The sequence below is a fragment of the Streptomyces sodiiphilus genome, assembly GCF_039529215.1.
Classification (GTDB): Bacteria; Actinomycetota; Actinomycetes; order Streptomycetales; family Streptomycetaceae; genus Streptomyces; species Streptomyces sodiiphilus.
The window spans coordinates 94,890-115,745 of record NZ_BAAAMJ010000015.1 but is presented as its reverse complement, the minus strand read 5'-3'; the positions used below and the strand labels follow the sequence as shown (position 1 = coordinate 115,745).

General features: G+C 70.7%; 18 protein-coding genes and 1 CRISPR repeat array (1 of these 19 cut by a window edge). Of the genes, 9 read left to right on the top strand and 9 right to left on the bottom strand.

Translation table 11 applies throughout. The annotated features are described in order from the left end of the window. Window positions 1-8 precede the first annotated feature (8 nt). Window positions 9-791: a Yip1 family protein gene (locus tag ABD299_RS09005; RefSeq protein ID WP_344260200.1), complete on the bottom strand. Its 783-nt coding sequence runs from the start codon at window positions 789-791 to the stop codon at window positions 9-11. A 241-nt stretch (window positions 792-1,032) separates the two neighbouring features. Further along, complete coding sequence (locus ABD299_RS09000; RefSeq protein ID WP_344260198.1) at window positions 1,033-3,297, bottom strand: (Fe-S)-binding protein; 2,265 nt, start codon at window positions 3,295-3,297, stop codon at window positions 1,033-1,035. A 269-nt stretch (window positions 3,298-3,566) separates the two neighbouring features. Between ABD299_RS09000 and ABD299_RS08995 the strand changes: the two genes are divergently transcribed. From ABD299_RS08995 to ABD299_RS08970, 6 genes are all read left to right on the top strand, one after another. Next, the gene (locus ABD299_RS08995; RefSeq protein ID WP_344260196.1) at window positions 3,567-4,304 is read left to right on the top strand and encodes a peptidoglycan recognition protein family protein; all 738 of its coding nucleotides are present in this window, start codon (window positions 3,567-3,569) and stop codon (window positions 4,302-4,304) included. Between the two features lie 177 nt (window positions 4,305-4,481). Next, window positions 4,482-6,335, top strand: a complete 1,854-nt coding sequence (gene dnaK, locus ABD299_RS08990; RefSeq protein ID WP_344260194.1) for a molecular chaperone DnaK — start codon at window positions 4,482-4,484, stop codon at window positions 6,333-6,335. Next, window positions 6,332-7,024, top strand: a complete 693-nt coding sequence (gene grpE, locus ABD299_RS08985) for a nucleotide exchange factor GrpE (RefSeq protein ID WP_344260192.1) — start codon at window positions 6,332-6,334, stop codon at window positions 7,022-7,024. The genes dnaK and grpE overlap by 4 nt, the downstream gene beginning before the upstream one ends. Window positions 7,025-7,173: 149 nt before the next feature. Further along, window positions 7,174-8,367, top strand: coding sequence for a molecular chaperone DnaJ (gene dnaJ / locus ABD299_RS08980; RefSeq protein WP_344260190.1), 1,194 nt, complete (start codon window positions 7,174-7,176; stop codon window positions 8,365-8,367). Window positions 8,368-8,437: 70 nt separating this feature from the next. Continuing rightward, entirely contained in the window at window positions 8,438-8,854 is a 417-nt protein-coding gene (locus ABD299_RS08975) for a heat shock protein transcriptional repressor HspR (protein ID WP_344260441.1), read from the top strand. A gap of 71 nt (window positions 8,855-8,925) precedes the next feature. Further along, complete coding sequence (locus ABD299_RS08970; RefSeq protein WP_344260188.1) at window positions 8,926-9,504, top strand: helix-turn-helix domain-containing protein; 579 nt, start codon at window positions 8,926-8,928, stop codon at window positions 9,502-9,504. Here ABD299_RS08970 and ABD299_RS08965 read toward each other — a convergent pair. Further along, window positions 9,438-9,872, bottom strand: coding sequence for a type II toxin-antitoxin system VapC family toxin (locus tag ABD299_RS08965; RefSeq protein WP_344260186.1), 435 nt, complete (start codon window positions 9,870-9,872; stop codon window positions 9,438-9,440). The genes ABD299_RS08970 and ABD299_RS08965 overlap by 67 nt on opposite strands. Beyond that, window positions 9,869-10,111, bottom strand: coding sequence for a ribbon-helix-helix domain-containing protein (locus ABD299_RS08960; RefSeq protein WP_344260184.1), 243 nt, complete (start codon window positions 10,109-10,111; stop codon window positions 9,869-9,871). The genes ABD299_RS08965 and ABD299_RS08960 overlap by 4 nt, the downstream gene beginning before the upstream one ends. Before the next feature lie 183 nt (window positions 10,112-10,294). On the opposite strand from ABD299_RS08960, the gene ABD299_RS08955 reads away from it, so the two are divergent. Then, window positions 10,295-11,521: a peptidoglycan DD-metalloendopeptidase family protein gene (locus tag ABD299_RS08955; RefSeq protein WP_344260182.1), complete on the top strand. Its 1,227-nt coding sequence runs from the start codon at window positions 10,295-10,297 to the stop codon at window positions 11,519-11,521. Between the two features lie 85 nt (window positions 11,522-11,606). Here ABD299_RS08955 and ABD299_RS08950 read toward each other — a convergent pair whose 3' ends face one another. From ABD299_RS08950 to ABD299_RS08935, 4 genes are all read right to left on the bottom strand, one after another. Beyond that, on the bottom strand, window positions 11,607-12,839 hold the full coding sequence (locus ABD299_RS08950) for a MarR family transcriptional regulator (RefSeq protein WP_344260180.1): 1,233 nt from the start codon (window positions 12,837-12,839) through the stop codon (window positions 11,607-11,609). Between the two features lie 317 nt (window positions 12,840-13,156). After that, window positions 13,157-15,496 carry an ATP-binding protein gene (locus ABD299_RS08945; RefSeq protein WP_344260178.1) on the bottom strand — a complete coding sequence of 780 codons (2,340 nt, stop codon included), beginning with the start codon at window positions 15,494-15,496 and terminating at the stop codon, window positions 13,157-13,159. A gap of 173 nt (window positions 15,497-15,669) precedes the next feature. Further along, on the bottom strand, window positions 15,670-16,293 hold the full coding sequence (locus ABD299_RS08940; protein ID WP_344260175.1) for a DUF6879 family protein: 624 nt from the start codon (window positions 16,291-16,293) through the stop codon (window positions 15,670-15,672). Continuing rightward, on the bottom strand, window positions 16,286-16,561 hold the full coding sequence (locus ABD299_RS08935; protein ID WP_344260173.1) for a hypothetical protein: 276 nt from the start codon (window positions 16,559-16,561) through the stop codon (window positions 16,286-16,288). The genes ABD299_RS08940 and ABD299_RS08935 overlap by 8 nt, the downstream gene beginning before the upstream one ends. 385 nt (window positions 16,562-16,946) lie before the next feature. Between ABD299_RS08935 and ABD299_RS08930 the strand changes: the two genes are divergently transcribed. Both ABD299_RS08930 and ABD299_RS08925 read left to right on the top strand, forming a co-directional pair. Then, window positions 16,947-17,417 (top strand): hypothetical protein, encoded by a 471-nt coding sequence (locus ABD299_RS08930; protein WP_344260171.1) that lies wholly within the window; start codon window positions 16,947-16,949, stop codon window positions 17,415-17,417. Window positions 17,418-17,568: 151 nt separating this feature from the next. Continuing rightward, window positions 17,569-19,149 carry an alpha/beta fold hydrolase gene (locus ABD299_RS08925; protein WP_344260169.1) on the top strand — a complete coding sequence of 527 codons (1,581 nt, stop codon included), beginning with the start codon at window positions 17,569-17,571 and terminating at the stop codon, window positions 19,147-19,149. 132 nt (window positions 19,150-19,281) lie between these two features. Here ABD299_RS08925 and ABD299_RS08920 read toward each other — a convergent pair whose 3' ends face one another. Then, window positions 19,282-19,953 carry a class I SAM-dependent methyltransferase gene (locus tag ABD299_RS08920; RefSeq protein WP_344260167.1) on the bottom strand — a complete coding sequence of 224 codons (672 nt, stop codon included), beginning with the start codon at window positions 19,951-19,953 and terminating at the stop codon, window positions 19,282-19,284. 232 nt (window positions 19,954-20,185) lie between these two features. Then, window positions 20,186-20,856: a CRISPR direct-repeat array (repeat unit 29 nt; unit sequence CTGCTCCCCGCGCACGCGGGGATGGTCCC) (it continues 948 nt past the right edge of the window).

The window sequence follows — 20,856 nt, the reverse complement described above, 5'->3', positions numbered from 1 at the left end:
CCCCGAGGTTACAGCGTGCCGAGCTTGACCAGCATGAGCAGGGCCAGCAGCTGGATGGAGGAGGCGGCCAGCGCCCGCTGCCAGGGCAGGTCGTGGGAGCGGCCGACCATCATGGTGAACAGCACCCCGGCGAACACCCAGGTGGCCCAGCCCAGGACCTGCACCAGCGGCGCGCCGCCGCCCAGGAAGACGGCCAGCGCCAGGCGGGGCACGTCGGTCAGGGCCATGATCAGCATCGCGAACCCGGCGGTGGGCGCCCACAGTCCGGTGCCGCCGAACTGGCGGGCCAGGTTGTGCGTGACGGTGCTCAGCAGCAGCGCGCCGAGCACCATGGCGACGCCGGTGACCAGCAGGTACGGGATGAGGCTCGCGGTGGTGGTGTTGAGGATGTCCTCGCGGGCGTTGTCGAGCCCGAAGACGGCGAGCGTGCCGTAGAGGAAGCTGACGGTCAGTGCGGGTACCCACATGGGGTAGTCGCGCATCTGCCAGAAGGTGGGGCTGGGCCGGAAGACGATGCCGGTCAGCAGCTGCTTCCAGGGCAGCCGGGGCGGCGGCGGGCCGTCGTCGTGGTGGCCGCCGGCGTGGTCGTCGTGGTGGTCGTCGTAGCCGGGGCCGGGCCCGTGGTGGCCCTCGTACGGCTGGACGGGGGGTTGCGGGTTCGCCTGGGCGTACGGCTGCCCGTACGCCTGGTTGTACGGCTCCTGCGGGTACTGCTGCCCGTGCGCGCCCTGGTGGGGGTAGTGGTGCGGTGCGTCCGCACCCTGGTCGCGCTTCTTCCTGTGTCCAGCCACGTATACGAACGTACCGCCTCCGCGGAGGGGTTCGTGCCAGGATCCGCCGCGGCGGGGCGTGACCTTGGCCGGATCCGGGGAGCGCGGCGGCGCGAACGTATCCGGCGCTCCGGTGCGGGCGGGGCGTGCGCGCGGGTGCGCCGGGCACCCGGCGGGCCCGCGGGAGCCGACGGGACGGGCCCCCGTGGCCGGTCCGGCGGGACCGGCCACGGGGGCCCGGGGGTGCCGCTTCGGGCGCCGGCTACGGGGCCGGCTGCGGCTCCGGGGCGTCGGTGGTGTCCGGGCCGCCGGACGGGTCGGCCGGGGTCCGCACGGAGTCCAGCAGCAGCTGGGCCACGTCCACGACCTTCAGCTCCTCGCGGGCCTGGCCGTCGTTCTTCTTGCCGTTGACCGAGTCGGTCAGCATCACGAGGCAGAACGGGCAGGCGGTGGAGACGATGTCGGGGTTGAGTGCCAGCGCCTCCTCGACCCGCTCGTTGTTGACGCGCTTGCCGATGCGCTCCTCCATCCACATCCGGGCGCCGCCGGCGCCGCAGCAGAAGCCGCGCTCGGAGTGGCGGTGCATCTCCTCGTTCCGCAGGCCGGGGACCTTGCCGATGATCTCGCGCGGCGGGGTGTAGACCTTGTTGTGGCGGCCGAGGTAGCAGGGGTCGTGGTAGGTGATGAGGCCCTCGACGGGGGTGACGGGCACGAGCCTGCCCTCGTCGATGAGGTGCTGCAGCAGCTGGGTGTGGTGGATGACCTCGAAGTGGCCGCCCAGCTGCGGGTATTCGTTGGCGATGGTGTTGAAGCAGTGCGGGCAGGTGGCGACGATCTTCTTCTTGGGGGCGTCGCCGAAGGCCTCGTTCAGCGCGGCGACGTTCTGCTCGCCGAGCTGCTGGAAGAGGAACTCGTTGCCCAGGCGGCGCGCGGAGTCACCGGTGCACGCCTCGTCGCCGCCCATGATCGCGTACTTGACGCCGGCGGTGTGCAGCAGCTCGGCGAAGGCCTTGGTGGTCTTCTTGGCGCGGTCCTCCAGGGCGCCGGCGCAGCCGACCCAGAAGAGGTAGTCGACCTCGGTGAGGTCCTCCACGTCCTTGCCGACGACGGGCACCGCGATGCCGGTCTCCTCCTGGAGCTCCTTGGTCCACTCCAGGCGCTTCTTCTTGGCCATCCCCCACGGGTTGCCCTTGCGCTCCAGGTTCTTCAGCATCGTGCCGGCCTCGCTGGGGAACGCCGACTCGATCATGACCTGGTAGCGCCGCATGTCCAGGATGTGGTCGATGTGCTCGATGTCGACGGGGCACTGCTCGACGCAGGCGCCGCAGGTGGTGCAGGACCACAGCACGTCGGGGTCGATGACGCCGTTCTCCTCGGCGGTGCCGACCAGCGGCCGCTCGGCCTCGGCCAGGGCGGAGGCGGGGACGTCCGCGAGCTGCTCGGTGGTGGCCTTCTCCTCGCCCTCGGCGTTCTTGCCGCCGCCGGCCAGCAGGTAGGGGGCCTTGGCGACGGCGTGGTCGCGCAGCGACATGATCAGCAGCTTGGGGGAGAGCGGCTTGCCGGTGTTCCAGGCGGGGCACTGCGACTGGCAGCGGCCGCACTCGGTGCAGGTGGAGAAGTCCAGCAGGCCCTTCCAGGAGAAGTGCTCGACCTGGGAGACGCCGAACTGGGTCTCCTCGCCGCTCTCGTCGTCGAAGACGGTCTCGAAGTCGATGGGCTTGCCGCCGGAGGTCATCGGCTGGAGCTCGCCGAGTGCGGTGGAGCCGTCGGCCTCGCGCTTGAACCAGATGTTGGGGAAGGCGAGGAAGCGGTGCCAGGCGATGCCCATGCCCGTGTTGAGGCCGATGGTGATGGCCCAGATCATCGAGACGCTGATCTTGATCATGGCGGTCAGGTAGACCAGGTTCTGCAGGGTCTCGGTGGACAGTCCGTCGAAGGCGAGCACCAGCGGGTAGGTCACGAAGTGCGAGGCGCCGTAGGAGTCGGTGCCGGCCAGCGCGCCCTCCAGGCCGCGCAGCACCAGGATGGCCGCGCCGATGGTGAGGATGACGTACTCGACGAAGTACGCCTGCCAGGCGGTGGAGCCGGTGAAGCGGGACTTGCGTCCTGCCCGGGTGGGCAGGTTCAGCAGCCGGATGGCGATCAGGGTGAGGATGCCCAGGGTCGTCATCAGGGCGATGAACTCGATGAAGATCTCGAACGGCAGCCAGTGGCCGAGCACCGGCAGCGCGAAGTCGGCCTGGAAGAGCTGGCCGTAGGCGGCGACCAGGGTCGCGGCGAGGGTGAAGAAGCCGATCGCGACGAACCAGTGGGCGACGCCGACGACGGCCCACCGGTTCATCCGGGTGTGGCCGAAGAACTCACGGGCCACGGTCAGTGTCCGCTGCCCCGGGTTGTCGGTGCGGCTGCCGGCGGGCACCGGCTGGCCGAGCTTCACGAAGCGGTAGATCTGCACGGCGGCGCGGGCGAGTAGCGCTACGCCGACCGCGGTGAGCACCAGCGAGACGACGATCGCGGCGAGCTGCATGACGGCTCCTGAACCAGCGGACGGACGGATGAGGAAAAGGTAAATACTGACAGATTACTAAGCAGTAACTTAACTTGTGTTGTCTGAGCGTACTAAGTGCCCCGCCGGGCGCGCAGCCGAAGTGCCGGTGATCTGTGTCGCTCAGGTCCGCCTCACCGCGCCCGTCACCCGTCCGGCCCCCGTGCGCGTCGGCCGCCGCGCGCCGCCTGGGTGCTCCGGATGCATGACTCGGCGTGCGGACCGGCGCGGACCGGCGCACGTTGGTCACCATGTGGTCCAGACGCCTCCTGCTGTGCGCGGCAGTCCTCCCGCTGCCGCTGCTCGTGACGTGGGACGCCCCCGTCCCGGAGGGCGACACGCCGCCGGACACCCCTGCCGCCGAGCCGCCCTCGGTGCTCACGCCCGCCCCGCGCCCGCACATCGTCACCCGTGAGGCGTGGGGAGCCGACGAGTCGCTGCTGACCGAGCCGGTGGAGTACACCGGACCGACCCGGGCCGTCTTCGTGCACCACACCGATCACCCCGACGGCTACGACTGCGCGGACGTCCCCGACCTGCTGCGGGCCATGCTGGTGGACCAGATCACCCTGCGCGGCTGGGACGACATCGGCTACAACTTCGTCGTCGACCGCTGCGGCACCATCTACGAGGGCCGGGCCGGCAGCGTGGACCACAACGTGCTCGGCGCCCACACCCAGGGCTTCAACCACGACACCATCGGCGTCGCCGCGCTGGGCTCCTTCGAGCCCGGCACCCCGGTGCCCGACGAGCTGCTGGAGGGCATCGCCAGGGTCGCCGCGTGGAAGCTGTGGCCCGGAGTCGACCCCCGCGACCGGTCGGTCCTCACCTCCAGCAACGACGCCAGCCGCTACGCCGAGGGCACGACGGCCGAGTTCCACGTGGTGGCCGGGCACCGCGACGCCTTCCAGACGCTGTGCCCGGGCGATGTGCTCCTGGAGCGGCTGCCGGCGCTGCGCCGCGCCGTGGCGCGCCTGCGGGAGGAGTGAGGCAGGGTGGAGGGTGCGGGCCGGTTCTTTCGTTCACTGCCGTCCCCGCGCCTGAGCGTATGGGTGAGATAAGAGTTGAGTCGCCTCCACTCAGCTCAGTTGACGCGGTCTGTCGTCATGGGGCACCCTTGAGCCAGATTCACTCACCTTGCAGTACCAAGGCCTGGAGGAACCGAAATGGCACGTGCGGTCGGCATCGACCTGGGTACGACGAACTCCGTCGTCAGTGTTCTCGAAGGCGGTGAGCCCACCGTCATCACCAACGCCGAGGGCGCCAGGACCACGCCGTCCGTTGTGGCCTTCGCGAAGAACGGCGAGGTGCTGGTCGGCGAGGTAGCCAAGCGCCAGGCGGTCACCAACGTCGACAGGACCATCCGGTCGGTCAAGCGCCACATGGGCACCGACTGGAAGATCAACCTGGACGGCAAGGACTTCAACCCGCAGCAGATGAGCGCCTTCATCCTGCAGAAGCTGAAGCGGGACGCCGAGGCCTACCTGGGCGAGAAGGTCACCGACGCGGTGATCACCGTCCCGGCCTACTTCAACGACCACGAGCGCCAGGCCACCAAGGAGGCCGGCGAGATCGCCGGCCTGAACGTCCTGCGCATCGTCAACGAGCCGACGGCCGCCGCCCTGGCCTACGGCCTGGAGAAGGACGACCAGACCATCCTGGTCTTCGACCTCGGTGGCGGCACCTTCGACGTCTCGCTGCTGGAGATCGGCGACGGCGTCGTCGAGGTGAAGGCCACCAACGGCGACAACCACCTCGGTGGTGACGACTGGGACCAGCGCGTCGTCGACCACCTGGTCAAGCAGTTCCAGTCCGGCCACGGCGTGGACCTGGGCAAGGACAAGATGGCGCTCCAGCGCCTGCGCGAGGCCGCCGAGAAGGCGAAGATCGAGCTGTCCTCGTCCACCGAGACCACGATCAACCTGCCCTACATCACGGCGTCCGCCGAGGGCCCGCTGCACATGGACGAGAAGCTCACCCGGGCCCAGTTCCAGCAGCTCACCTCCGACCTGCTGGAGCGGTGCAAGACCCCGTTCCACAACGTCATCAAGGACGCCGGCATCCAGCTGTCCGAGATCGACCACGTCGTCCTGGTCGGCGGTTCCACCCGGATGCCCGCCGTCGCCGAGCTGGTCAAGCAGCTCACCGGCGGCAAGGAGGCCAACAAGGGCGTCAACCCGGACGAGGTCGTCGCCATCGGCGCCAGCCTGCAGGCCGGTGTCCTCAAGGGTGAGGTCAAGGACGTCCTGCTGCTGGACGTCACCCCGCTGTCCCTGGGCATCGAGACCAAGGGCGGCATCATGACCAAGCTCATCGAGCGCAACACCACGATCCCCACCAAGCGCTCGGAGATCTTCACCACCGCCGAGGACAACCAGCCCTCCGTGCAGATCCAGGTCTACCAGGGCGAGCGGGAGATCGCGGCCTACAACAAGAAGCTCGGCATGTTCGAGCTGACCGGCCTGCCCCCGGCGCCGCGCGGCGTGCCGCAGATCGAGGTTACCTTCGACATCGACGCCAACGGCATCATGCATGTCTCCGCCAAGGACCTGGGCACCGGCAAGGAGCAGCGGATGACCGTCACCGGCGGCTCGGCGCTGCCGAAGGACGACATCGAGCGCATGATGCGCGATGCCGAGCAGTACGCCGACGAGGACGCCCGCCGCCGGGAGTCCGCCGAGACCCGCAACCAGGCCGAGCAGCTCGTCTACACCACCGAGAACTTCCTCAAGGACAACGAGGAGAAGGTCCCCGGCGAGGTGAAGACCGAGGTCGAGGCGGCCATCGCCGACCTGAAGGAAAAGCTCAAGGGCGAGGACACCGCCGCGATCCGCGAGGCGTCCGAGAAGGTCGCGGCCACCAGCCAGAAGCTCGGCCAGGCGATGTACGCCGACGCGCAGGCCGCCGGCGCCGGCACCGAGGGCGCTGCCCCGGGCGGCGGTGAGCGGCAGGGCGGCGACGAGGATGTCGTCGACGCCGAGATCGTGGACGACGACAAGCCGAAGGGCGGTGCGGCGTGACCCAGGACCCCAAGGGCTTCGAGCCCGAGGAGCCCGAGGTCCCCGACGCCGAGGCAGCCGCACCGGAAGCCGCCTCCGAGGGGGCCGGGGCCACTGACGGCCCGGCCCCCGAGGGGGGCGCCCCGGCGGACGAGGGCTCCCAGGAGCTCCAGGACGTGGCGCTGACCGCCCAGCTCGACCAGGCGCGGACCGCCCTGAACGAGCGCACCCAGGACCTGCAGCGGCTCCAGGCGGAGTTCCAGAACTACCGCCGCCGGGTCGAGCGGGACCGGATCGCCGTCAAGGAGGTCGCGGTCGCCAACCTGCTCACCGAGCTGCTCCCGGTGCTGGACGACATCGGCCGGGCCCGTGACCACGGCGAGCTGGTCGGCGGTTTCAAGCAGGTCGCCGAGTCGCTGGAGACCGTGGTGGCGAAGATGGGCCTGATGCAGTTCGGCAAGGAGGGCGAGTCCTTCGACCCGACGGTGCACGAGGCGCTGATGCACAGCTACTCGCCGGACGTCACGGAAACCACGTGCGTGCAGATCCTTCAGCCGGGGTATCGGATCGGCGACCGGATCATCCGGCCGGCCCGGGTCGGCGTCGCCGAGCCGCAGCCGGGCAGCCAGCCCGCGGGCAAGGGGCAGGCCGAGGACCGCAAGGAGGAGGCGGCGTCCGAGGAGGAGGCCGCCGGTTCCGACGAGAGCTGACGGGCGGACATGAGGGCATGCGGCTTTTCATACCGGGAGAACCGCGTTCCCCCGGCGGCAGCACCGGGGGATGACCTTCCCGCACCCGGCCGGGCACCCGCCCGGCCGGGGCACGGCCGGTACCAGGAGCGGAAGGAGGGACGCTGGAAGTGAGCACGAAAGACTTCGTGGAGAAGGACTACTACAAGGTCCTCGGCGTCCCGAAGGACGCGACCGAGGCCGAGATCAAGAAGGCCTACCGGAAGCTGGCCAGGGAGAACCACCCGGACGCCAACAAGGGTGACCCGAAGGCCGAGGAGCGCTTCAAGGAGGTCTCCGAGGCGCACGACATCCTGGGCGACCCCAAGCGCCGCAAGGAGTACGACGAGGCGCGGGCGCTGTTCGGCGGCGGCTTCCGGCCGGGCCCCGGCGGCGCCGGCGGGCAGTTCAACTTCGACCTCGGTGACCTGTTCGGCGGCGGGCCCCAAGGACCGGGCGGCGGTCCCGGCGGCGGTCCGGGGGCAGGCGGCTTCGGCGGCGGTCTCGGCGACGTGTTCGGCGGGCTGTTCAACCGCGGCGGCACCGGCACCCGTACCCAGCCCCGGCGCGGGCAGGACATCGAGTCCGAGGTGACGCTCAGCTTCACCGAGGCGGTGGACGGCGCGACCGTCCCGCTGCGGATGTCCTCCAGCGCGGCCTGCAAGGCGTGCGCGGGCACCGGCGACAAGAACGGCACGCCCAGGGTGTGCCCGACCTGCGTCGGCACCGGGCAGGTCAGCCGCGGCGGGGGCGGCGGCTTCTCGCTCACCGACCCCTGCGTGGACTGCCGTGGCCGCGGCCTGATCGCCGAGGACCCGTGCACGGTGTGCCGGGGCAGCGGCCGTGCCACCAGCTCGCGCACCATGCAGGTCCGCATCCCGGCGGGCGTCTCCGACGGGCAGCGCATCCGGCTGCGCGGCAAGGGCGCCCCCGGCGAGCGCGGCGGGCCCAACGGCGACCTCTACGTGGTCGTCCATGTCGGGAAGCACCCCGTCTTCGGACGGCGTGGTGACAATCTGACCATCACCGTGCCGGTGACCTTCCCGGAGGCGGCGCTCGGTGGTGAGATCAGGGTGCCGACTCTGGGCGGCCCGCCGGTGACCCTGAAGCTGCCGCCCGGGACGCCCGGCGGGCGCACCATGCGCGCCCGCGGCAAGGGCGCGGTGCGCAACGACGGCACCCGCGGCGACCTGCTGGTCACCGTCGAGGTCGTCGTCCCGCGCGACCTGGGTGACAAGGCGAGGAAGGCTCTGGAGGAGTACCGAACGGCGGCCGAGGGGGAGGATCCTCGGGCGGCACTCTTCCGGGCGGCGAAGGGAGAATGAGGTGGACCGCCGGGACGGGCTCGACGGACGGCAGAGACGAGTAACGGACAACTCCAGCCCCTACTACGAACTGACCGATGACTCACCGGTGTACGTGATCTCCGTCGCGGCGCAGCTCTCCGGGCTGCACCCGCAGACGCTGCGCCAGTACGACCGGCTGGGCCTGGTGTCCCCCGACCGCACGGCCGGGCGCGGCCGGCGGTACTCCGCCCGGGACATCCAGCTGCTGCGCCAGGTGCAGCGGCTGAGCCAGGACGAGGGCATCAACCTGGCCGGCATCAAGCGGATCATCGAGCTGGAGAACCAGGTCGCCGCGCTCCAGTCGCGGGTGGCCGAACTCCAGCAGGCCGTGGAGGGCGCCGCGGTGGCCATGCGCCAGCGCGAGGCCCAGGTGCACGCCTCCTACCGGCGGGACCTCGTCCCGTACCAGGACGTACGCCACTCCAGCGCCCTGGTGGTCTGGCGTCCCGAGCGCCGCCGCCGGTAGGCGCGCCCGCCCGGCACCCCCGGCACCCCCGGCGCCACGGTGCCCCGGCCTCCCCGGCCGGGGCACCCGCCATGTCCGCCCGCCCCGCCCCCGACGGCAACCCGCCTCCTGGGCAGCGGAGCTGGCCGGACGGCCCAGGGTGCGAGAAAATCTCACACATGGGTGCTCGTGCGCAGGGCTGGGCCGAGGTGGGCGAGAGAATCGCCGAGGCGCGGCATGCCGCCGGTATGAGTCAGGGGGATCTCGCCGAGCAGGTCGGTCTGGACCGGACCATGGTCGTGCGAATGGAGTCGGGCCGGCGGCGTATCACGGCTCTTGAGCTGTTCCGGCTCGCCGAAGCGCTGGACGTGCCCGTCGCGCATCTCGTGTCGCGTCCGCCGGAGGCACTCGTCTCGCGCCGCAGACCACTGGAAGAACATGCCGACGACGCCTCCCGGGCCCGCTTCCGGCTGGATGCCCGGCTGGAGGAGCACGCGCGCAACGCCCGGTGGCTCGTCTCCGGAGGTTTTACTGCGCCCCCCGACGTGCGACAGGCTGGGAGCCCTGGCTTCGGAGACCCGCGATCCCGTCCTGCGATGCTCGCTCAGTGGTCTGCGGGAAGAATGCGAAAGGCGCTGAACCCTGGCGTCAGAGGGGTGATCGCCCGGTAGTCGCGCTGGTCCAGGGTGAGGATACGGTCCGTCTTGTAGCGGTCGGCGAGGACGACCCCGACAGCGTCTGCCAGATCCAGCCGCAGGCCTTCGTACTTCAGACGGACTTGGTGGGCCGTGATCAAGTCCGCGGGCTTCAGCTCTGTGAGCCGGTACTGACCGTCGGCGATACGGGTGTTCAGCTCTTCCATGACCTGTATGGCGGCTGGGAAGCCCAGGCCACGGTGGGTGAGGTGGTCGAGTTCTGTGATGACAAGGGGGGAGATGGCCAGGATCTCCCGCTCCGCGATCGCCGCCGCATCTTGATGCTCGTGCTGGTCGGCATCAAAAGCGGCGTAGAGAGCGGAGGTGTCGGCAACGATGATCAACGGCGGGCGGCCTGTTCCTTGATGTGCTCGTAGAGCGTGTCATCCATGGCGTCCGGAGTGAGAGGGCGCCCGCTGTTGAAGACGGGCAGTTTCCGGACTCGCTTGGGGCGCGAGGAACTCTCGAGAAGCATGGCGATTCCTCGCCGGATGAGTTCCGCTTTGCTCACGCCGGTGGCTGAGGCCTCGGCGTCCAGCCGCACCTCAAGGTCCTCGGGGAGATAGACCGTCGTCTTTATCATGCCTCCAGAATACGTCCGCCACCTGCCACCTGCCACACGTCTCCCCTGAGTGGTGGCGTAAGGCGGGGGCCTAGGGCGGGCAGGCGGTCTTGGCGGGGTGGCTACCGGGGCGTAACTTGTCGGAGGTCAGTCAAAACTGCGGGTTGCCGCCACAAGCGGTCACCGCTGACGGAGGAGATCCCCTTGACGGCTGAAAGACGGACAGGCATGCGATGGGCGGCGGCGGCCACCGGGCTGCTGATGCTCACCGGGACCCTGATGCTGGCCGCACCGGCGGCGGCCACGGCGGACGGGACGGCGGCGGACCCGGTCGAGGCGGTCACCGACCGCCTGGTGCAGCACGGCCGCAGCGAAACCGGCGCGGCGAGCGCGGCGGACGAGCCGCGGGTGTCCGTCACCCGCAGCTCGGAGGGATGGGCGTTCGGCACAGCCGTCCTGGCCACCGAGCCGGGCTCCGCACGTATGCCGCAGGGATGGCTGTTCGTCGCCGAGCACAAGGACGATGGCTGGCAGGTCGCCTTCGAGGGCCAGGAGGAGTTCGCCGCCCTCTCCGAACGGGCACCGGTCGTCGAGGAGGCCGAGAAGCCGCTCTTCGCCCAGCAGGACGGCAGGCAGCCGGACGCCCGCGAGAGCGTCACCGGGCAGCCCGGAACCATGGCCGGCGGGGACTTCCGCACCGGCATGGCACTGCCCACCACCGTGGGCGCCGGAACGGTGATGACCAGCGGGCCGCACGGCTGGGGAGGCTACGAACACCCCTGGAGCTCACTGGACTTCGCCGGAGGCGACCAGGTCGTGCGCGCCGCCCGCGAGGGCACGGCGTACACCATGTGCACCGGCTGGATCAGGGTGATCCATGACCGCGGATACGCCACGGACTACTACCACCTGTGGGACAACATCAGCACCAACGGCGGCTGGGTGGGCTCCGGCGCCTACCTCGGGTACACCGGCACCGACGTCACCTGCGGAGGCGCCGCGTACGGGCGGCACGTCCACTTCGGGCTGCGCCAGAACAGCCAGTACGTCGCCGTCGCCGGACACAACCTCGGCAAGTGGGTCATCTACAACGGCGCGTCCGCCTACCAGGGCTCCGCGCTGCACGGCAGCCACCGCGTGTACGCGGGAGGCGTCCTCCACAACTACGGGGCGCTCGGCCTGACCCAGGCCGTGGTGGACGCCAACGGCGGCGGCTCGCTCAACAAGCGCACCGGCCCCGGCACCGGCTACGCGGTCGCCGGCTCGGTCGCCGACGGCGCCACCGTCTCCATCGCCTGCTCCAGCAACGGCACCTCGCACACCGGCCGGTACGGCACGACCAGCCTGTGGAACCGGCTGACCGACGGCACCTGGGTCAGCGACGCCTTCCTGTGGACCGGCGTCAACGGCCCCATCAACGGCTGGTGCTGAGCGGCGGAGCCGGGCCCGGCTCCACCGGTCGGCCGGAAGACGATGCCTGTGAGTGACCGCGGCGGCTCGGTAGTCGTGGCGGAGGTCATCCGCCGCGCGGGGGCCTGCCCTGCGCGGCGGTCCTGTCGGTGAGGGCGCGGCGGCCGGTGCGCCCGGCCCGGAGGACGGCGCGGATGCGGGCGATGTGCGCCCCGGCGTCCACAGGTCCGGCCGTGGCCGCCGCACCGTGCCCGGCACCGTCGGCCGGTCCGGCCCCGGCCGGGCCGCCTGCAGGGGTGAGTATCGCGGGGGCCGTTGCCGCGTCCGGGGAGGGCGCGGTCCCGGTGGTCGGCGGCCCGGCGTCTCCCCGGCAGGCGCGGCACAGGCCGCCCGGGAGCGCCTCGGCGCGGCCCGGTGCCCGGCACACCGTGCATTCGAGCATCCGCCGCGGTGGCGGCGAGGGGTCACGGGGTGGCGGCTGCGGCGGCAGCTTGTCGGTCAGCCGACGGTGGGCCAGCGCCCTGGGGGAGTGGACCTCGGGCGGGAGTCCGGCGGTCAGTGCGTGGCGCAGCCGGAGTTCGTCCGTGCCGCGTCGGAACCACTCCTCGGCCAGTTCTTCGAGCGCCGCGCAGTCCGCCGCGGACAGGGCCATCCGCGGGTCGGCCTCCCCGAGCCGCGCGAGGGCGGTGTACGCGCGTGACCGCTCGCGCTGCGGGACGTCTCGGCTCGCCCGCACGTCCCGGCGGGCCGGGGGTGCCTGCCGCGCGGCGGGTTCACGTCCCGCCCCGGCGGCCCCGGCCGGAGCCGCCCGCGCGGCCGACGGCGGCCGGACGGCGGCGGGTTGCCGTTCACCGGACGGTGCGTCACCGGCCGCCGCCCGAGGGGCCGGTGGCCTGGCACCGCGCGCCCGGCCGGGGGCTGCGGGCCGCGGGCGGGGGACGGGCGCCGGGGCCGCCGGGACGTCGCCGCGGAGGAAGGCGCTCCACCAGGCGTCGTCGCGGGCCGTGCGGGTGAAGTAGGTGCGGGTGACCCACCGGGGCGCGTCCGGCAGCCGCTCGGTGACGCGCCGCAGGTGCCCCGCCTCGGACAGCCTGCGCAGTGACGTGCCCAGCGCGCACTGGCCGTAGGGCAGGCAGGCCGCGAGGGTCTTGATGGAGATGTCCGCGCCGTCGGGCAGCCGGTCGAGGTAGCCGGCGAGGGCGGCGTCACGCGGGTGCAGGGCCGCGAAGTCGTCGGGCCGCCGGGGCTCCTGACCGGGCGCCGAGCGCTTTCCGTAACCGTTCGGTGCCAGGGGGTGTGCGGAGGAGGGGTGGGCGCCGCTAGGATGGGAAGTAGCCACGAGGTCGTTTTTCCTAATGTTGCAGGATCTTGGTGGTCAGACCCCTGTCCGGTGTTGCGAGCACCGACGGGGGTCGCCTTTTGTCCGCACCTTATGACGGTTTCTCGCAGGGTGTCCACCTGATCACATGAAGCGATAATCGCAGGTGGGTGTGCCTGCAAGGGTGGGTGGGTGGGAAGAAGAATGACCACCCGTTCCACAGAAAGAGCGCTCGGATCTCGCCCCTCGAAACCCGAGACCCGAGCCACGGACCCGAGTGCAGCCGACCCATGCCAGGCGCTCAGAACCCCTCGCCCACCGACGGCGAGGCCATGAGCTCAGGGCCGGCCGGCACCGGCAGCCGCCTCGGCGACGCGCGCCCGCAACGCGCCCGCCCGGGCGTCCTCGTACCCGGCCAGCAGACGTTCCGCCTCCGCCCAGTACCGCACCGCCCGTTCCACCGCACCCGGCTTCGCGTCCTCACCCGGCTCCGCCCCACCGCCGGCCCCGTCGCACAGCGCGGTGGCCAGACCGTGCAGCGCCAGCGCCCGCTGCCAGTCGTCGCCCAACTCCGCGTGCACGGCGGCGGCTCTGCGGTGGAAGTCCGCCGCCTCGCCGAACCGGCCGAGCAGCCGGCAGGTCTCTCCCGTCCCCTGCCAGGCCAGCGCCTCCCGGCTGCGGTTGCCCAGCCGGCGGTGCAGCACCGCCGAGCGGTGAAAGGCCTCCAGAGCCTCCGCGTGGCGCCCGCAGGCGTTCAGCGCGGCACCCAACTCCAGTAGCCAGTAACCTTCCAGGGGGCCGCTGCGGCGGCTGTGTGCGATCTCCACCGCCTGCTCGGCCGACCGCACGGCGTCCTCCACGGCACCGCGCTCGCGCTGAACGGCCGCCAGCACCCGCAACGCGTTGCCCTCCCCACGGTCGTTGCCCAGCGCCCGGTGCGCGGCCAGCGCCCGCTCGACAAGACCCGCGGCCTCCTGAAGCAGGCCCGCCTCGTACTGGACCACCGCGAGATTGGACAGCGCCGTGGCCTCCCAGTGCGCCTCCCCCAACTCCCGGAAGGCGCCCAGAGCCTCCTCGAACCGCTCCGCCGCCCCGCGCAGCCGCCGGGTCCGCAGATCGATCAGCCCGAGGGCGTTCAGCGAAAGACCGACCCCCAGCCGGTCCGCCAGCTCCCGCCGGATGGCCAGCGCGCCCTCGTGGCATTCCCGGCTCTCGGCCAGCCGGCGCGCGTGCGTGTGCGCCATGCCGAAGCTCTCCAGCAGCCCGGCCTGCGCCGCCCGGTCCCCCAGATGCCGCGCGGCACGCAGCCCGATCTCCCCCACCGGCAGCCACTCGCCGACCGGAGCCGACGGCCGCTGGGCGTTCCACAGCACCGCCGCCAACTGCCAGGCCTGCCGGTGCAGCCCCGCCCTCTCGGCGGCGCGAACGACCGGCAGGAAGTTCACCTGCTCCCGCTCCGACCAGTCCACGGCCTCGTCGTAGGAGGCGAAGGACAACGGCGCCACCCCCTCCTCCGGCTCACCGAGTGGCACCCGGGCCTCGGCGGGCTGAATCCAGCCCTGCGCCGCGTCCGCCGTCCGCAGATACCAGTCCAGCACCCGCCGCAACGCCGCCCGCCGCTCCTCGCCGGGCTCCTGCTCCTGAGCCTGATCCGCGGCGTAGGCCCGCAGCAGATCGTGGAATTCGAACCGGTCGGGTGCTGTCTGCTCCAGCAGATGTGCACCGACGAGTGTGTCCAGCAGCCGACGGGTCCGGCCGATGCCGGTGGCGGCCAGCGCTGCGGCGGCATGGAGACCGATCTCCGGTCCGGGGTGGAGTCCCAACAGCCGGAACAGGCGCGCACCTGCCTCCGGCAGTGCCCGGTAGGACCAGGCGAACACGGTGCGGACCGCGTCCGCCTCCTCTTCATCCCCCACGCTCAGGGCATCCCAGAGGGACGACTCGTCCCTGAGATCCGCTATCAGGTCGTCCAGCCGCATGTGCGGATGGCTGGCTGCTCGTTCCGCCGCGATACGCAGCGCCAAGGGGAGCCGGGCGCAGAGCCGGGCGAGTTCACGGAGCTTGTCCTCGTCGTCGGACGGGCGGTAGTCGGCGGTCACGGCCCGGAGCAGTGCCACGGCCTCCGGTTCGGGGAGGGTGCCGAGCGGCAACCGACGAGCGCCCTCCCGCACTGCCAGCCCTGACAGATGACTGCGGCTTGTGACGACGACGAGGGAACCTGTCCGGCCGGGAAGGAGGGGCCGGACCTGGCTTGCGCTGTTGGCGTTGTCGAGGACGACCAGCATGCGGCGATCGGCCAGCAGGGAGCGGTAATGCGCGGCAGCGGTCTCCAGGTCGTCGGGTACTTCCTTTGTGGGAACGCCGAGAGCGGAGAGGAATCGGTGGAGCGCTTCGACAGGAGTGACAGGAGCCTCGGGGGCATAGCCACGGAGGTTCACGTAGAGCTGTCCGTCGGGAAACCGTTCCGCGATCTGGTGGGCCCACCGCAGTGCCAGAGAGGTTTTGCCCGCCCCAGCAGTCCCCGCGATGACGCAGACCGACACGACCAGGGGATCGCCTTCCCGGTCGGCGAGGATGGCGTTGAGACGCCGTAATTCGTCTGTGCGGTTGACAAATCCCCGTGCGTCCCCGGGTAGTTGTCGTGGTTTTGGGGCGCCGCTCCGATCCTCGGCAGGCACGCCCTGGTGGTAGTGGACGCCTCCGCTGATGTCCCGAGCCTGTACGACATCACGCGATGACCCCGACAGGTCCGAGCGGGTGCCGTGCGGTCCGGTCCCCGGCCGGTTGGTCTCTTCTCTGTCGCCCGCGCTGATTGGTCCGCTCTCCGGTCTCGTCTGGATTCGGGTTGCTGCTACTGGGCCTGCGGAGGCGGCAGATGGGCCACCTCGCGCTCAACGTAGGAGGCGACGTCCTCGCCCGCCTCGTAGAGGCTTCGCATCACTGCCTCGCAGCTTTCGACGAGGTCGGGGTCGATGAAGCGCACGGCGCCGTCCGGCACGCCCGAGGCGGTGTAGCGGATGTCGTAGAGCGTGCGCCCGCCGAGTGTCACCAACTCCGGAAGCTTCCCGGAGCTTTCCAGGGGTGCGATCTGCTGTGGGAAGACAAGGCGGATTCTCTCACCGCACTCCGCCCGGACCCGAAGGGAATTGAGCTCCCATTGAACGTACGGGGAAAGCGGTTCTTCGACCACTCGCACGCGGTAGAGGGCCACACCGTGATCCTCGGCCTTCCTGGAAAACTGCATGAGTGCTTCCCTGCGGCTTTCGATCAGTCGCAGGGCCTCACTCCAGTCACCTTGGATAAACGCCTTCCAGCTGGCATTCCCTGCCTCGTGGAAATGCTGACGGCGCTCCAGTTTCCAGGAGTCACGTCCTTCGATTTCCCACTCGCGGTCCCGGAAGTCCTGCTTGTAGGCCGCCTGCGTAAGCAAGGTGCCCTGGGCGCCATCGAGGTCGAGTGTCGTGGTGTCAAGCATCGGGGATGTCCTGTTTCGCCGTGCTGAGCATGATCCCGGGGATCACGACGAGCCGTTCGTCCGAGGCGAGGGTGACCTCGCTCGGGAGTCGGGACGAGTAGGCGTCCGTGAGGTCGCGGCCGATGACCGCGATGTCGCCGTTGTCCAGCTGCCAGATGTCGGGGCAGTCGTCCCTGCCCTCCGAGTGATCGAGTTCCTTGGCCGACTTGCCCAGCCGACGCACGAATAACGCCGACGGATCGGCTTCCCAGATGCGCGTGCGAGCCATGGTGCCTCCGATCGGATCCCTGCTCGACAGATCACGACATGGTAGTCCGCTGGATACTGAGTGTATTAAGGAGGGCAGGGGGCGGCAATGGTTCTGCGGTGTCGTGGCACCGCCACGTATGATCATTTCGCGGAATGTCTGAAAATGATACCGATGAAGCGTTGTCCGCCTATTCCTGCTCGTCCTGCGCGGGCGGTGCCGACGCACTCGGAGAGGCGGATGTCTGGCATATGCCAGAAACCTTGGTCTTCTGTGCAGAAGCCCTGCAGGGGCTACCCGCGCGGCCTGCGCCCGGACCGGGCTTCAGTGTTGGGCTGCGCAGGCGATCGTTCTCTCGTACCGTTTGTCCCCGGATAAATCTTCCATCAGCAGGGGGTGGCACAGGGTGGATCCCATATCGGAAGGTCTGCTGGCGGCACTGGCAGGAGGAGCAGGCGGGGAACTGGGCGAACAGGTGTGGGCCTCCCTGGGAGCCTTGATCAAGCGACCTTTCCGCCGCACCGGGGCCGAAGCGGGTGAGGGAGAGCCCTCGTCGGGCGAGGCTGAGCTCGTCGCCCTCGAAGAGGCCCCGTCGGATCCAGCCCGGGAACTGATGCTGCGCAGGGTGCTCGCGGAGCGTGCGACGGCGGACCCGGGCTTCCGGAACGACCTGGAGGAGTGGCTGAGCGCGGCCCGGCAGGTCCGGATCGCGGAAGGTGCGGTCAGCAACAGCATCACCGGTGGCACCTTCAGCGGCGCTGTGGTCCAGGGCCGGGACTTCTCTTCGATCACTTTCTCCGCCCCGCCTGCCCCCGCACCGCCCCAGGACGAGGCCCGCGGAACCCCAACTTCCGGCACAAACCCCGGTCCCTCCTGAGCGCGATCGCGACCGGGCCCTGTTCCGCCAAGCTGCTTGGCCGAAGAGGGCCCGGTGCGGTTCTCGGCACCACGGGCCGGGGGTTGGCCGGGGGGTGAAGAAGGGGGGCGGCAGGCGTGAGACAACCGGGCTGCTGGGGTTGGCTCTTCACATGACGACGATTCCCCGAAAGGCTTGGACGGTCGCAGCCGCAGCCGCGCTGTCCCTGGCAGTCGCCGCCCCGGCCGCCGCCGGGCCCACCGGCATCACAGCCGACCGCACCACGGCCGCGACCGCCGGCCACACCGACGCCTCCGACGGGGCACTGAAGCGGTTCCACGAACAGCCGCTGCACTGGCAGTCCTGCGCCCTCGGGCCGGACGACGAACTCGGCAAGGCCCTGGACGAGTCCGGTGCCCGGTGCGCCGACGTCACCGTGCCGCTCGACTACTCCGACCCCGAAGGGCGGACCATCACCGTCGCCGTCGCCCGGCGGGAGGCCACGGCCGACGCCGGCCGGCGGCTCGGCCCGCTGCTGCTGAACGGCGGCGGCCCCGGCGGCACCGGCATCGACATGATCCTTCCCGGCGGAGGCGCCTCCGAGGTGGCGGACCGGTTCGACCTGATCGGCATGGACCCCCGGTTCGTCGGCCGCAGCACCCCGCTCGACTGCGAATGGCCGGTGGGCTCCTGGATCGAGGCCCCGGGGAAGAGCCGGGCCGACTTCCGGCGCAGCGCCGCCCGGATGCGCGACCTCGCCGAACGCTGCGCCCGCACCGAAGGCGACGTCATGCCCCACGCCACCACACGCAACACCGCACGCGACATGGACGTCATCCGCGCGGCACTCGGCGCGGAGCGGATCTCCTACCTCGGCTACTCCTACGGCACCTACCTCGGCCAGGTGTACACCCAGCTCTTCCCCGGCCGCACCGACCGCGTGGTCCTGGACGGAGTGATCGACCCCGCCGACTACAGCCCCCGCCTGCTGCAGGGCACGGCAGAGGCCAACGAGAAGGCGCTCCGGGACTGGGCCCAGTGGGCAGCGGAGCGGGACAGCGAGTGGGGCCTGGGCGCGAGCCGTAAAGAAGTACTCGCCACGGTGCACCGCATCGTGCGGGCCTCGGCGAAGAAGCCCCTGCGCATCGGGGAGACCTACCGGGTGGACCACCACACCGTGCCGGTGCTCCTGTTCATCCTGCTTTCCAGCGACCGCGACGAGGCCCGAGCAGCCCTGGCCGGGTCGGTCCAGGTGATGGCAGAGGCGGCCGAGCGGAAGCCGGTGGAGCCCACGCCCGTCCTGGACGAGGTCCTCAACTTCACCGTGACGGGAGCCGCTTCCCACTACGGCAGCGTCCAGGCGGCCATCGTGTGCGGGGACGTCGCGGCGCCCCGCGACCTGAACGTCTACTGGCGCGACATCCAGCGGTCCCGGGCCAAGGCCCCGCTCTTCGGTCCGCTGACGAACAACGTCAGCCCGTGCGCCTTCGGCCCCTCCCCGGTCGAGAAGCCGACCGTCATCGACAACGACATCCCCGCCCTGCTGGTCTCCGCCACCGGTGACACCCGGACCGTGCACCCGGGTGCCCTGGCCGTGCGCGACATGTGGCCCAGCTCCCGCCTGATCACCCTGGAGGGCGCCAACCACCACGGCGTCTACGGGGAGTACGGAAGCGAGTGCGTGGACGGACAGGTGGAGGACTACCTGATCTCCGGCGAGCTGCCGGACCGGGACACCGTCTGCCCGGCGTAACCGCCTCCGGCGCACAGGCCCGCCCGCACATCACCGTGCGGGCGGGCCATGCACGCCTGCCGGCGGGCATGGCCCTTGCTGTGGGGCCGCGGGCCGCGTGTGCCGCCTGCCGTCGTCCGAGTGCTGACAGTGTCAGGCGGCCTCACCAGGACCGCCGGGCAGCGGCTTGCGCGCCATGACACAGCCGTGCGGACTCTTCTCCGTCGGCTCCGGGTGCCGCACGATCTCGGCCGTGACCTCGAAGCCCGCCTCGCGCAGCAGCCCGACGACGTCGGACGGCTGCTGCCGGTAGAAGTCGAGAGAGACGGACTTCCCCCACGCCTCGTCGAAATGCAGACTCTCGTCGCCGACCTGGAAGGTGAGCATCAACTGCCCGCCCGGCGCCAGTACCCGGTGGAACTCGGCGAAGACCTCGGGGAGCCGATCCCGGGGGATGTGGATGATCGAGTAGCTGGCCAGCAGCCCGCCGAGCGTGGCGTCCTCCAGGTCCAGCGACAGCATCGAGCCCACCTCGAACCGCAGACCCGGGTACGTGCGGCGAGCCTCGGCAACCATCCCGGGCGACAGATCGATGCCGAAGACATCGAGCCCGAGCCCGTGCAGGATGTCGGTCACCCACCCGGGCCCACACCCGACATCAGCCACCGGGCCACCTCCCTGGGCCTTCACCAGCTCGGCGAAGGTCCGGTGGAGCGCCTGGCTCAGCGGCGGTAGGTCCAGGTCCGGGTCGAGCCTGTCGAGGTAGCTGGATGCCAGCACGTCGTAGGAGCCGCGAGTCGCGTCGAGAAACGAGGAGTCCGGCATGGGGTGAAGGTATGGAGGGCCACTGACATGCTCCGGCTGAGGAGAGCACCGCTCAATCCATACCCGACCCGAACACCGCCTGACTGGGCGGCTGTACATGCCTACGATGTGTGGACGTCGATCCACCGAGCCAACAGCCTGCGGCAGGGAGTAACGAATGTGTGTTTTGCCGGACTCTCGACAAGTAAGGAAAAACAGCCTCCCCCGCCGATAAACCCGCAGGTCAGCAAGTCTGCTCCCCGCGCACGCGGGGATGGTCCCGCCCACGAGTTCTACGCGGAGGGCCTGCTGGTCTGCTCCCCGCGCACGCGGGGATGGTCCCACGGGCAGGATGGACGCCATGCGGGCCGCCAGCTGCTCCCCGCGCACGCGGGGATGGTCCCTGCGATCAGATGACCGACGAACACATGGAGCACTGCTCCCCGCGCACGCGGGGATGGTCCCTTATCGACAGGTGTGGCGCACTGATTCCATGCCTGCTCCCCGCGCACGCGGGGATGGTCCCCGGCCGAGTCACCGTGATCTATACCGCCGGGGCTGCTCCCCGCGCACGCGGGGATGGTCCCTCAATCTGCGTGATGGTCTGGGATCGCTTCCGCTGCTCCCCGCGCACGCGGGGATGGTCCCGATGAGCGTCCTGCCTTCATTCTCATGGACGCCTGCTCCCCGCGCACGCGGGGATGGTCCTAATCTGTCAGCGCTTGCAGGGACACGCTTGACCTGCTCCCCGCGCACGCGGGGATGGTCCCGCGCCGGGATCGTGGCGTGGGCAGTGCGAGGGCTGCTCCCCGCGCACGCGGGGATGGTCCTTTTGAGAAGATCGCTCTCGCAGCGCAGATTTCCTGCTCCCCGCGCACGCGGGGATGGTCCCGCGCACGCACTTGTCGCTTGGACGAACGGCCG

Excerpts from the sequence above, each read along its gene's own strand:
- ABD299_RS08935 (WP_344260173.1), bottom strand. The coding sequence starts at position 16,561 with ATGGCTCGCACGCGCATCTGGGAAGCCGATCCGTCGGCGTTATTCGTG.
- ABD299_RS08995 (WP_344260196.1), top strand. The coding sequence starts at position 3,567 with ATGTGGTCCAGACGCCTCCTGCTGTGCGCGGCAGTCCTCCCGCTGCCG.
- dnaK (WP_344260194.1), top strand. The coding sequence starts at position 4,482 with ATGGCACGTGCGGTCGGCATCGACCTGGGTACGACGAACTCCGTCGTC.
- ABD299_RS08940 (WP_344260175.1), bottom strand. The coding sequence starts at position 16,293 with ATGCTTGACACCACGACACTCGACCTCGATGGCGCCCAGGGCACCTTG.
- ABD299_RS08960 (WP_344260184.1), bottom strand. The coding sequence starts at position 10,111 with ATGATAAAGACGACGGTCTATCTCCCCGAGGACCTTGAGGTGCGGCTG.
- ABD299_RS08920 (WP_344260167.1), bottom strand. The coding sequence starts at position 19,953 with ATGCCGGACTCCTCGTTTCTCGACGCGACTCGCGGCTCCTACGACGTG.
- ABD299_RS09000 (WP_344260198.1), bottom strand. The coding sequence starts at position 3,297 with ATGCAGCTCGCCGCGATCGTCGTCTCGCTGGTGCTCACCGCGGTCGGC.
- ABD299_RS08970 (WP_344260188.1), top strand. The coding sequence starts at position 8,926 with ATGTCCGCCCGCCCCGCCCCCGACGGCAACCCGCCTCCTGGGCAGCGG.
- ABD299_RS08925 (WP_344260169.1), top strand. The coding sequence starts at position 17,569 with ATGACGACGATTCCCCGAAAGGCTTGGACGGTCGCAGCCGCAGCCGCG.